A 13,016-nucleotide genomic window follows, 5' to 3' on the forward strand; every position below is an offset into this window, starting at 1 on the left:
ACATCACCGCATATTCATGCTGATATCAGTATTAGAAAAATGATGTCACGTGTATTAGTGGCATTAGTACCTGCCACCATCTGTTACATCTGGTTTTTTGGTTGGGGCTTATTAATCAATATGGGTATTGGTATTGCCACTGCCCTGATTTGTGAGTTTCTGATGTTAAAAGCCCGGCAACGGCCAGTGCATCTTTTTCTGACGGATGGCAGTGTTCTGGTTACCGCTATCTTGCTCGCATTTTGCATTCCGCCATTGGCACCCTGGTGGTTAACGGTACTTGGGGTCAGCTTTTCAGTGATTGTGGCAAAACACCTGTATGGCGGACTGGGTTATAATCCGTTTAATCCCGCCATGGTGGGTTACGTCATGTTACTTATATCTTTTCCCAAGGATATGACAGTGTGGCTGCCACCGTTAACATTGTCACAACTCAATTTCAGCTTTATTGACACTTTGAACGCGGTTTTCCTGGGCGTTTATCCTGGCGGCTTCACACTGGATGCCTTATCTGCCGCAACCCCGCTGGACCTGATCAAAACCCAGTTAAACATTGATGTTACAGTCGGCGAAACAAAAAGTGGCTACGCCATTTTCGGTGACTTTGGCGGTATTGGCTGGGAATGGGTTGGAAACTGGATTTTTCTCGGTGGCGTCTGGCTGATCTATAAAAAAGTCATTAGCTGGCATATACCCGTAGCAGTATTAGGCAGCCTGTTCACAATTGCCCTGATCTTTTATTTAAAAGACGCGGATCACTATGCATCCCCAATGTTTCATGTGTTTAGCGGTGGCGCAATGCTCGGTGCATTCTTTATTGCAACCGATCCGGTTAGCGCAGCCACGACACCCATGGGGCGTATTGTCTATGGCATTGGAGTGGGAATTTTAACCTATGTCATACGCGTATGGGGCGGTTACCCTGATGGTATTGCCTTTGCGGTTTTGCTGATGAATCTTGCCGCACCAACGATTGACTACTACACCCAGCCCCGAGTGTATGGTCACAAAAGGAATGAGCCGTGAAACTGACGCAACATATGCTCACCACGGCTGTCTTGCTGGCAGGTTTTGCTGTCACTGGTACCGGCCTGGTGGCCCTGGCCTATGAAATGACGAAAGATAGAATCGCCCAGGCAGAACGCGAAGCATTGTTACGCAGTTTACATTCGGTGGTACGCCCGGAAGATTATAACAATAAAATGATCAATGATCAGATTACAGTGACATCAGAACAATACCTGGGAAGCAAAGCTCCCTTACCGGTATTCAGAGCGCGCAACGATAACCAACCCTTCGCCGTCATCATCACGGCTGTCGCACCGGATGGTTACAATGGTGATATCAAGCTATTGATTGGGATAAAGCATGATGGAACCATAACAGGTGTAAGGGTAATTGGTCATCGCGAAACGCCGGGGTTAGGCGATGCGATCGAAATACGGCGCAGCGACTGGATATTAACCTTTGATGGTCACAGCATAAATAATCCGGAACAGAAATCCTGGAAAGTAAAACGTGATGACGGTTATTTTGACCAGTTTACCGGCGCAACGATTACGCCTCGTGCAGTGGTAAAAGCAGTAGCAAAAGCATTACAATATTATGAACTGAATAAAGATACTCTGTTTAATCAACCTACTGAAATCGTTACGGCACAGCAACAGGATCAGGACTAAAAACACAATGAGCGATGACAACTACAGGAAAATTGCGCTGGACGGATTGTGGCATAACAATCCGGGGCTGGTACAAATATTAGGCCTGTGTCCGCTGCTCGCGGTTTCAAATACTACGATCAATGCGCTGGGCTTAGGTATTGCGACAACACTGGTATTAACTGGATCCAATGTAACAGTATCCGCCATACGCCATATTGTTCGCCCAGAATTACGCATTCCGGTTTTTGTTATGGTTATTGCCTGCTTTGTGACTATCATTGAGTACTTAACGAAAGCGTATTTTTATGATCTGTTTTTAATTCTTGGTATTTTCCTGCCGCTGATCACTACCAACTGCGCCATCATCGCGCGCGCTGAAGCATACGCTTCAAAAAATTCAATATCCCGCTCATTTGTTGATGGCTTAATGATGGGCATTGGCTTCGCAGCAGTATTGGTCATATTAGGCGGTATGCGTGAAATCATTGGCCAGGGCACCCTGTTTGCCGATGCTCACCTGATGTTTGGTGAAAGCGCTCGCTGGATGACAATAACATTCATTGAAGATTATGAAGGCTACCTGCTTGCCATTCTGCCGCCCGGCGCTTTTATTGGCCTGGGTTTAATGATCGCCTGCAAAAATTATATTGATCGTTACACCAGGCAACGTGTAATGCTGAAAACGCCAAGCTCAGAAACAGACGCTCAACCCGCGACCTGATGTTTAGCATTTAACTGAACAGGTATTCACCAACATAAATACCGCTCACCCTTTATCAGTGAACGGTATCCCACTTACCAGCGTATTGCATCACAACAATGGTGTGACGCAGTACGCGCAAAAAATTTTTCACAGACTTGCTGATGTATTTCACTAAGCGAATACATCTGTTTCGAAAATTTTATTAGTGTTAATTCTTTAAAGTTCTCATCCAATCACACTCCCCCAGTGAATCAGTTCACACTTTTTTATCTTTTCTATTCAAGTAGTTAGGCAGTTTTCCCGCTAATTCTAGTCAAATCACCTGCACCAGGGATTAATGGTCAGGTTTGATGGACAAGCGGTACTTTTTTCAAAACACGAAAATACTTTTATCACTACACTGAACATCACTTAATGCACTATCACATGCGTTTTACATAAGGTAACAAATTATGAGTCACAAATATTTTACTACAGCCGACGGATTCACCCTGATTGAATTGTTAATTGCCATCTCAATCAGCATGATCGTTTTGACGTTTGCTGTTCCCAGTTTTTCATCATTCATTAAGAACGGACGCGTGACAACTTATACCAACACGCTGGTTACCGATGTAAATTATGCACGCCATGAAGCAGTAACACGTGGCGATCCCGTTATTCTGTGCCGCAGCGCTAATCCAACGGCGATCAATCCTTCTTGTGGCGGCAATGCCAACAACTGGTCTTCCGGGTGGCTGGTATTTGTCAACACCGATGCAAATACAACATATGACGCAGGCAGTGACATTTTGCTTCGTGCTACAGCGGAAGTTGAAGGTACTGTAACCGTCAAAACCAACAGCGTATCAAACACCATACTCATTTATAAGACAGATGGCACCATTGATATGGGTGGCGGCACCGCAGTATTCGCCGTCTGCGATGACCGTGGTGCAGGCCATGGCAACCAGTTGCAAGTTAGTCCAACGGGTCGCCCGCGCCTTATTACACCCGTACCTAATACCTGCGCATCGCCAACCGTTTAATTCATCACACAGGGCAACAGGGAAAAAGTTATGAATACTAGGCAAGCTGTACAAACACAATCAGGATTTACCATGCTGGAAGTGTTGGTCGCCATTGTCGTACTGGCGTTTGGATTACTGGGTCTCGCAGGTCTGCAGGCTGATGGTCTACGCAACAACACCAGCGCCTACATGCGTTCCCAGGCAACACTAATGGCATACGATATGCTGGACCGCATGCGCGCCAACATGCAGGGTGTGGAAAATGGTGACTACGACACTTTACTGAGCACCACTCCATCGGATCCAGGGTGTATTTCCATTGGCTGCAGCGTGGCACTGATGTCGGTGCACGACGCCTATGAATGGAGCCAACAACTGGCGCAACTATTACCTTCAGGTCAAGGTCGTGTCACTGGATCCGGCGCTGGCTCGGTTTTTACTATCACTGTGATGTGGGATGACCATCGCACAGGTGCAACGGGCACAAATTGCAGCGGAGATCCAAAAGTAGACCTTACCTGTTTTAACTTAAGTAGCGTTATATGAGAACTATGATGACACATTCAGCCATATCATATCAGAGGGGCATAACCATTGTTGAAGTAATGGTTGCGGTATCACTCAGCCTCATCATCCTGGCCGGCGTTATGCACATCTTTATCAACAACAAACAAACCTACCGAGTCCAGGAAGCATTCGCCCGGCTGCAGGAAAGTGGTCGCTTCGCAATGAATACAATTACAAAGGATCTCAGAATGGCAGGTTATATGGGCTGTGCAAGTTCTATTGCTTCGCCAGCTAACATTGTTGATTTAGATGGTATCGCAGGTGCTGATAATGTTTCGGTATTCAACGGGAACGGATTGGAAGGCTTTGAATATTCTAACCTACCTATAACTTTAAATAGTGTGCTTCAGTTAACTACGAGCACCGTTGTACCCGGTACCGATATTATTCGCATCAAACGAGGCAGCAGTACCGGTATCCACCCTGTTGGACCCATGACCTCATTGAGCGCACAAATAAAACTGCCTCCAGCCCTGGCTGCCGGCGTATTTAGTCGAGACGATATCTTGATGGTCACTGACTGTGAACATGCAGATACGTTTGCCGCATCAAATGTCACCTCAGGTTCTACTCCAGGCCAACCTTTTGTAGAAATAACTCATGACGCTACCAACAACATTGTTACGCCAATGCTTTCTACTATCTACAAGGAAGATGCCGAAGTAATGAAAATGATAAACCATACTTACTACATAAGTAATAACTCCGCTGGTGTACCGTCATTGTTTCGAATGACTATGGGAAATGCTGGAAGCATGACTCCCGAGGAACTAGTAGATGGAATAGAAGATATGCAATTACTCTACGGGGAAGATAGCGATGATGACGGCACACCAAACCGCTACGTAAACTCAACTCTTGTTACAGACTGGAACAACGTTATTAGTATACGTGTTGAGCTTCAGATTCGATCCATTGAGGACAATGTTGCTGCCGAATTAACTGCATATGGCGATCACCGACTTAGAAGAACTTTTACTACATCAATCGCAATTCGAAATCGGGTAACTTGACGAAAAGAACGTATTAATATCCACCGAACATTGGAACGTGAGGAATATTATGAAACACATGCAACACCAGTCTGGCTCAGTTCTTATTATCAGTCTAATTATCATGCTGGTACTAACTATTTTAGGCGTATCAGGCATGAAATCCGCTGTACTCGAAGAAAAGATGGCTGGTAACGTTCGCGACACGCAACTGGCATTTCAGGCAGCAGAAGCCACTTTAAGAGAAGCTGAACAATATATTAATACGAATATTGTGTCTCTAACAGACTTTGATACCGACGGCAGTGATGGATTGTACGACAAGTCACAACAGAGACTATGGGACAACATTAGCTGGAACAGTTCGGACAGTATCGAATATACCAGCTTTAACACCAGTTATGCTGTCAACGCAGCACCGCGTTTCATTATTCAACACCTGGCTTCTCAACAAAACGATGTAGACCAGTTAAACCTGGACAATTACGGACAGGGTACAGGCGCAGGGCGTGTTGAAATGTTTTTAATTACTGCACGCGCAACGGGAAGTTCTGGTAACAATATAGTAATGCTTCAAACCACTTTCGGTAAACGTTTATAAAGACTATTCAATTAGGTGTGACACTTTTGGGGTGTATATGATGGACATTAAACTCAATCCAGCTCTAACCAAACCAGCCTTGCTTGTCAGTTTACTGGCAGCACCTTTATCAGGCACCATGGCTGGTCCGCTAAACCTTTCCAATAATGCATTGGAAGTCGTCAACAATGTCGAACCCAACATTATGATACTGCACGATGATTCAGGCAGTATGGACTGGGGCGTCATGACGAGCGAAGGTGATGAAGGTACGTTTCATCTGGGTGGCAACCTCTACTACTATACACACCCTGATCCCGGCGCACTTGGTAATCCACCTGCCGTAAACGATGATACCTGGGTTGTCCCGACTGAAGAATTCATGAAAGCCCAGGGCTTAGCGGATCCTCAAGGCGGTGTATGGCGCGCATGGAACCACAATTACAATAAAATGTACTATAACCCGGACATACGCTATACACCCTGGAAAGGTGTAAACGCAGGGAACAATACCTTTACTGATGTTAGTGAAACAGCGGCACCGTATGACCCCAACAATCCGGCAGCAGGAGCACTTGATCTCACCACTGCCATTTCCTACGGTACAGATTGCGGTCTGCTCGACTGCACATCAAATCCTGCATTAAATATCGGGTTTACGGTAACCGGCTATTATCCAGCCCGCTACTATACGTGGACTGACAGTAATACCACGACACCTGCTAATGCCAATAATGGCGTCGTCGACATGGATGACGATCATACGCTGGTTGAGATCAAATCAACTACCGCGAGTTACACGCGCAGCGCCTATAACGCCAGCACTGGCGTGGGTCGTGACGACTGTACTGACAATGGTAATGGCACTGCCACCTGCTCTTACAACCAGGAAATCCAGAACTTCGCTAACTGGTTCAGTTACTACCGTAAGCGCGACCTGGCAGCAAAAGCATCATTTAGTAAAGTAATCGAACCGATCAATTCAGCGCGCATGGGATACGCCACGATAAACGACAATGCCGCAAATGGAATTCCAGTGGCGTCAATGAATGTATCGCCAACCAGCGGCAACAAAAAGTTATTGCTGGACAAACTGTTTCTCACTGAACCTGATGATGACACGCCATTGCGTGATGCACTGAATAAAACTGGCAAATATTTTGAATGTAATAGTGGTGATATCTTTGGTTCTGCTGGAAGTTCAGCACCGGGAAGTGCTACCTGCCCCATATTGGCAGCTCCAGCGGGAACCTGCCAGGCGAACTACACCATCCTTATAACCGACGGTTACTGGAACGGTCCCACAAGCCCTTCAGTAAATAACACCGACGCCGGAGCCGGTGACTTTGATGGCGGCGCATTTGCCGACGGTTTTTCTAATACCTTAGCCGATGTTGCCATGCACTATTATGAACGCGACCTGCAGCCAACACTAAGTAATGATGTCCCCACATCTGCTCGCGATATTGCCGGTTACTCTGGAAGCACGAACCCGTTTAAAACCATGCACCAGCACATGTCACTTTACACTGTTGGTTTCGGTGTTGACGGTACACTAAGCGCGGGACCATCCAACTTATCTGCACCTTTTGCATGGCCTGACCCAACAGCCGGTTATCCTGAAAAAATTGACGATGTATTGCATGCTGCAGTGAATGGACGCGGTTTGTTTACCAATGCAAACGACCCACAGGCGTTCCAGAATGCCATGAATAATATCCTTACGGATATCAAATCCAATAGCGGTACGGCAACCGCGGTAGCGTTTAACACTCAGGAAGTGGAAGCCGGCACGCTGGTTTTCAGAGCTTCCTTTAACACCAAAACTAATAACGGCAACCTCGTTGCACAGAAGGTTAATGTTAATGGAACCGTGAACAGTGCTATTCACTGGAGCGCCGCAGATGAACTCGACAAAAAGATCGGCACCACTTCCGATAGCCGTGTCATTGTCACCTACAAAGATACAGGATCTGGCACCAGTACCGGCACTCCGTTCACCTGGGCAGGTCTTACCAGCGGCATAAACAGCCAACGGGCATTACTGGATTCTCCACAACCCGCAAGCGTACTCCCCGGAACCAACACGTTTGGTGACGAGCGACTGGCATATCTGCGCGGTCTAAGCGGAGACGAAGGCACCAATTACGCCATTGGGGAGTTTCGTGAACGTTCGCAAACTGCCGGTAAACTGGGCGATATAGTCCACTCCACACCCGTATTTGTCGGCAAGCCGCATTTTATTGGCCGAGATGGCGGGGATTATCCAGGTGACCCCTACTCTGGCTTTGTATCGGCGAATCAAAGCCGTACACAGTTGGTCTACACAGGTGCGAATGATGGAATGCTACATGCCTTTAAGGCTGACACTGGCGAAGAACATTTTTCTTACGTGCCGAACATTGTCATTCAAAATTTATCAAACCTCACGGATCCTAACTACACTCACCAGTACTATGTTGACCTGACGCCCAGTGTCAATGATATCTACATGACACCGGCATCCGGTACCAATACCGGTTCGCTGAGCTGGAACACCGTATTAGTGGGTGGACTCGGCAAAGGTGGCAAAGGCTATTATGCTTTAAACGTTACCGATCCCGACGACCTGGATACAGAAACAGAGGCCGCACAAAACGTCTTGTGGGAATTCACAGAAGCCGATGACGGTGGCGTTGGAAACAGTGACCTCGGTTATTCCTACAGCGAACCTTTGATTGCCATGAGTAACGCTGACTCTGGAGGCAATAAGCGCTGGGTAGCTATTTTTGGTAATGGTTATAACAGCACAAGCGCAAATGGTAATGCACATCTTTATGTGCTCTTCATAGAAGCCGGGCAGGACGGCGTATGGACCGCCAACTCAGATTTCATCAAGATTGATACTGGTTATGGTAAAGGCACAAGCGTTGATGGCACAACCCCCAACGGCATTGGCGGCGTAAGAGGTATTGATAGCGATGGCAACGGAACGGTTGACTATGTCTATGCCGGTGATCTACAGGGAAATCTGTACCGCTTCGACCTGACCAGCACTACAGCCACCTCCTGGGCCAGCGCTCCGGATATCATATTCAAAGCTCGGTATAGTGCGGGTAATTCATTCCCCAGAACTACTGTTCAGCCTATTACCAAACGCCCAATAGTAGTCAAACATCCTTCAGATCCAAGTTATATTGTAATAGCAACCACCGGAAGCTGGATGACCAGTAACGACGCCACCGACTATGGTACACAATCCATTTATGGTATCTGGGATGATCTGTCCGGCACTCCCGAAGTCACTATGAATTCCGCGACGAACCAGCTGGTCGAACAGGCTTTTACCAACCATGCCAGCGCAGAACACGGTTTTACGGTGAGAACCTTAACCAATAATCCCGTCACCTGGAAAAACAATGGACCAGTTTCAGACAAAGTCAAAGGCTGGTATATCGACCTTGATGCGGGATATCCCGGGGAACGTGCCGTTCGTAATCTGCAGCTACGCGGTAATATCGTGTTTGTGAATACGGTAATACCACGCAATACAACACAATGCAGCGTGGGTAGTGGTGGTTTTGAACTGGCCTTTGATCCATTCACGGGCGGTCCCGGCGATAAAACAATTTTTGATCTGAACAATGACCACACGTTCGACAATCGAGATAATGTTGGTGATCTGATTCCACCCATTAATATCGTAACCGGTCTTCGTTTTGACGATGCAACACCCACTGACTCTGCATTCATTGGCAGCCGCCGCATGACACAGGCGGGTGATGAAATTCGCAGTATAGACACCAATACCGGCGGAGATGCCACCACTGGCCGTACTTCATGGCGCGAAATTGAATAATCATCGGGGAGGATATCGATTATGAACAGCAAACTTTTTTCAACTCTTACTATAGGATATGCAGTAGCTATGATTATAAGCACCAACCTGGCGTACGCAGATACAACGACTACAACCTATAAACGGCCAAGTTCGGTCTCTGCCCAGTTGCCAAAGTACTACCCATCTCACTTTCAAGCCTTAGGTGTGCTAACGGAAATACGGGGTCAGAATGACTGGGTCGTCAACGGAAGATCTGTAAAAGTATCGCCCAATTTACTGGTGCATAGCCTGGTCACCAACTTCAGTTCCCGGTATTCCATCAAACAAGGCATGGAACTGGCGTACCGCACGGACAAGGATGGACGGGTCGTCGAAGTTTGGGCGTTACCCAATGGCGCTATTGATCGTAATTAACCATTACAACAAGACTGCCATAACCAAACTATCATAACCACAAAAAAAAATCTGGAAGCAATGTGATGCCACAAAATAAAATGACGACTATCAACAATCGCAATACCAGCCAGGGTTTCACGCTCGTGGAATTACTTATTGTCGTAGTAATAATTTCCTTGCTGGCCATGGTCGCTGTGCCCTCCTACAACGTATCGGTATCCAAAGCCCGACGTGCTGACGCGCAAGCTGGCCTTGCCAATCTTTCGGGTGCAATGGAGCGCTGGTTTACAGATAAAGGTACTTATCAAGGCGCAGCGGGACCAGCCGCCACTCCAACCGACACTGGAGCACCCCGGATTTACCACACTCAAACACCTGTCGATGGCAGCGTAAAATTTTATAACCTGACCATTCATGCTGCCAGCGCGGGATCTTACACCTTACGCGCTACACCGATTGGTGGGCAAGTGGGTGATGGATACCTGGAACTGGCTTCAACCGGCGTGGAGCGTTGGGATAAAAATGATGATGGTGATACCCTCGATACGGATGAAAACCATTGGTAAATATATTAATTCAAATCAGGTAGTTGCTTTTACGCAAAAGGAAAAAAATTTTCGCCGTTGCAACCAGTGACCTAAACGCCTATAGTCATAATCACTACGTAGGTAAAGGTGACTATGATGATCGGTACGACAAATCAAATTGAATTTAATTCCAGTTTAAAAAACCACGGTTTCACACTTATTGAGTTACTAATAGCACTTGCTATCCTCGGTATCCTGGCTGCGATCGTAATACCCTCTTATAACTCACAGGTTCGTACCACCAATCGTAGTTATGCCATCAACGGTTTGATGCAAATTGCCCAGGATCTGGAACATTGTCGCAGTGATACCCTGGCCTATAACAATGCGATTTGTATCGCGCCCTATGCAGCCCCGGTTATCGTCCCACCTCCCCCAAGAACAGGGTTATATTCAATCGCCGTAGCGACTACCGCAACAACATTCACCCTTACCGCCACACCCGTGGGAGGTACTACGCAGGCCAATGATACGACATGTGCCACATTCACATTTACTCAGGCGGGCGTACAAACTGCAGTGGACAACGGCGGGGCTGTCACTACAGCAGCGTGCTGGAAAGGATAACGCAGCGAATATCGGCACTCAGCAATGCCGTTATTATCTTTTCCGACAGCCTAATCCTGTTCTGGAATATAAATTACGTAAGTAGTTTACGGCATATTAGTGGATTAATTGGCCGGTTCATCAATCTCAATGATCAATTTTCTCAAAAAGTAAAATCTAAAAAATAACTTCATATCCTTTTGAATAATATATATAATTAATCATCTACCCTGTTGAACCTGGAGTACCACCTGCTGCCAGGCTGATCAAATTTTATACCATTTATCGGCAAAATGTGCCGTCCGTCACAAAACTGCTTACGTAGCGCACTGGATATATTGCATACTGATTATCCACTTAAGCAGTAACTTAGCAGGTAGCAGTATGAAGCAGTCCGGATTTACCCTTATAGAATTGCTCGTTGTATTGGCCATCGCCGCCATCATCACCACCACCGCAGTACCCAGCTTTCAGGCTTTCATTCAAAACAACCGCATGTCGACCACAGTGCATAGTTTTGTCTCCTCTCTCAACCTTGCGCGAAGTGAAGCCGTTAAACGCGGCGAGCGCGTCACCATGTGTAAGAGTAACAATGCGGATACCTGCTCCAATAGCGGTGACTGGCAACAGGGCTGGATTGTCTTTGTGGATAGCAATGACAATGGTCAACGTGACGCGGCCACCGAAGAGCTGATCCGTGCACACAAAGAGGTAAGCGGCGAAACAACAATTGCCGGCCAGTCAGACGTAGCAAATTACATTTCATACGCAGGTACCGGATTCGCACAGCTCATTACCGGCTCAATGCTGGACTCCACCAATTCAACACTGATTTTCTGCGATACGAGAAAATTTGGCGATCATGCCCGCGCCATCATCATTTCCACCACAGGTAGCGTACGCAGTGCACCTGCTACTGATAGCAGTGTTAGCGCCGCCATTCGCAGCGCCGCCAGTTGCAGTGTGTAAAGAATCCCCGAATCAATCAACGTTTTAAAGGTAGTAAATCAATGAAGCAGTATTCAGTCCCCAGCACGCAATCCGGATTCACCATTATTGAAATGCTCATCGCCGTTCTGGTTATCTCGATCGGCTTATTGGGAATGGCCGGCCTGCAAACCAGCGGCATTCAACAAAGCCATAATTCCTATCTGAAAACCCAGGCATCGATGCTGGCTTATGACATGGCGGATCGCATGCGCTCCAACCTGCAGGGCGTTAACGCCGGTAACTATGATGCTGTCGACAGCATGGACAACCCGGTCACCAGCAAACCCGGTTGCATTAGTGGCAACACTGCATGTTCTTCTACAGAAACAGCAACTTATGACATTTACCAATGGACCAATAAAGACGCTGAAGGCTCCATCGCCAGTTTACTGCCATCTGGCTACGGCATGGTTTCGGAAAACGGGGGGGTGTTTACTATCACGGTACTTTGGGATGAGGCCCGCACCGGTGCTACAGGTACCAATTGCGGTACGGATTACACCGTAGATTTGAAGTGTTTCCGACTGGAGTTCATCCCCTAGGCTGCCGACTTATATAGAAAGGTCCCCGGAAATATCCACGGTAAACAATGATGACGTTACGTATGCAGACAATTCACAAGCAAAATGGTTTGACCCTGGTCGAGATTATGGTTGCCATTACGATCAGCCTTATCTTGCTCGCCGGAGTCGTGAAAATTTTCCAGAGCGCCAAGCAATCCTACAATATCCAGCAGGCGCTTTCCCGAATACAGGAAAATGCCCGGCTCATGACGGACGTAATGATCCGCGACATCACCACCTCGGGTTATCTCGGTTGTCTGGGTTCCACCAACGAGGTTGTCAACACCCTGCAGGATCAAACAACGAATTATGATTTTGCGACGGCTATTGAAGGCAATGAAGGCAACGGCAATCCTGATTCCATCATTATCCGTCGAGTGTCTGAAGCCACGGCCATTCCCGTATCCGAACCAATGGCCAGTTTGCAATCCTCGCTTACCCTGGATGCAAGCCACATGAATTATGACTCATTACAGCAGTGGGATGTTGTGACCGTGAGCGACTGTGCGGGCGCGGCAGTATTCATGATTACCAATGATCCTGATACGGATGGTGTCATTGAACACGCCGCGAACGTTGCAGCAACCGGTGGCGCTAATAC

Annotated in this window: 14 protein-coding genes; all 14 read left to right on the top strand. The window is 47.2% G+C overall.

All coding sequences use genetic code 11. From position 1 onward, the window contains the following. The coding region (gene rsxD, locus ACWVCM_RS11040) for an electron transport complex subunit RsxD (RefSeq protein WP_455201809.1) at positions 1-1,026 on the top strand (1,026 nt) is incomplete at its 5' end. Beyond that, positions 1,023-1,679 carry an electron transport complex subunit RsxG gene (gene rsxG / locus ACWVCM_RS11045; RefSeq protein ID WP_455201810.1) on the top strand — a complete coding sequence of 219 codons (657 nt, stop codon included), beginning with the start codon at positions 1,023-1,025 and terminating at the stop codon, positions 1,677-1,679. The genes rsxD and rsxG, both read left to right, overlap by 4 nt. 7 nt (positions 1,680-1,686) lie before the next feature. Further along, entirely contained in the window at positions 1,687-2,382 is a 696-nt protein-coding gene (locus tag ACWVCM_RS11050; protein WP_455201811.1) for an electron transport complex subunit E, read from the top strand. A 434-nt stretch (positions 2,383-2,816) separates the two neighbouring features. After that, positions 2,817-3,392 (top strand): GspH/FimT family pseudopilin, encoded by a 576-nt coding sequence (locus ACWVCM_RS11055; protein ID WP_455201812.1) that lies wholly within the window; start codon positions 2,817-2,819, stop codon positions 3,390-3,392. 30 nt (positions 3,393-3,422) lie between these two features. Then, entirely contained in the window at positions 3,423-3,920 is a 498-nt protein-coding gene (pilV, locus tag ACWVCM_RS11060; protein ID WP_455201813.1) for a type IV pilus modification protein PilV, read from the top strand. Positions 3,921-3,928: 8 nt separating this feature from the next. After that, entirely contained in the window at positions 3,929-4,954 is a 1,026-nt protein-coding gene (locus ACWVCM_RS11065; protein WP_455201814.1) for a PilW family protein, read from the top strand. Between the two features lie 49 nt (positions 4,955-5,003). Beyond that, positions 5,004-5,534, top strand: coding sequence for a pilus assembly PilX family protein (locus tag ACWVCM_RS11070; RefSeq protein ID WP_455201815.1), 531 nt, complete (start codon positions 5,004-5,006; stop codon positions 5,532-5,534). Between the two features lie 37 nt (positions 5,535-5,571). After that, positions 5,572-9,351 (top strand): pilus assembly protein, encoded by a 3,780-nt coding sequence (locus ACWVCM_RS11075; RefSeq protein ID WP_455201816.1) that lies wholly within the window; start codon positions 5,572-5,574, stop codon positions 9,349-9,351. A gap of 21 nt (positions 9,352-9,372) precedes the next feature. Continuing rightward, entirely contained in the window at positions 9,373-9,747 is a 375-nt protein-coding gene (locus ACWVCM_RS11080; protein WP_455201817.1) for a hypothetical protein, read from the top strand. A 65-nt stretch (positions 9,748-9,812) separates the two neighbouring features. After that, positions 9,813-10,295: a type IV pilin protein gene (locus ACWVCM_RS11085; RefSeq protein ID WP_455201818.1), complete on the top strand. Its 483-nt coding sequence runs from the start codon at positions 9,813-9,815 to the stop codon at positions 10,293-10,295. A gap of 117 nt (positions 10,296-10,412) precedes the next feature. Then, positions 10,413-10,883 carry a type IV pilin protein gene (locus tag ACWVCM_RS11090; protein ID WP_455201819.1) on the top strand — a complete coding sequence of 157 codons (471 nt, stop codon included), beginning with the start codon at positions 10,413-10,415 and terminating at the stop codon, positions 10,881-10,883. A gap of 363 nt (positions 10,884-11,246) precedes the next feature. After that, a complete protein-coding gene (locus ACWVCM_RS11095) occupies positions 11,247-11,831 on the top strand; it encodes a GspH/FimT family pseudopilin (RefSeq protein WP_455201820.1) in 585 nt (194 codons plus the stop codon). Positions 11,832-11,872: 41 nt separating this feature from the next. Continuing rightward, positions 11,873-12,394: a type IV pilus modification protein PilV gene (gene pilV, locus ACWVCM_RS11100; protein ID WP_455201821.1), complete on the top strand. Its 522-nt coding sequence runs from the start codon at positions 11,873-11,875 to the stop codon at positions 12,392-12,394. Positions 12,395-12,441: 47 nt separating this feature from the next. Then, positions 12,442-13,016, top strand: a 575-nt coding sequence (locus ACWVCM_RS11105) for a PilW family protein (protein WP_455201822.1), incomplete at its 3' end; no start/stop codon positions are given.

Source organism: Kaarinaea lacus (assembly GCF_975902315.1).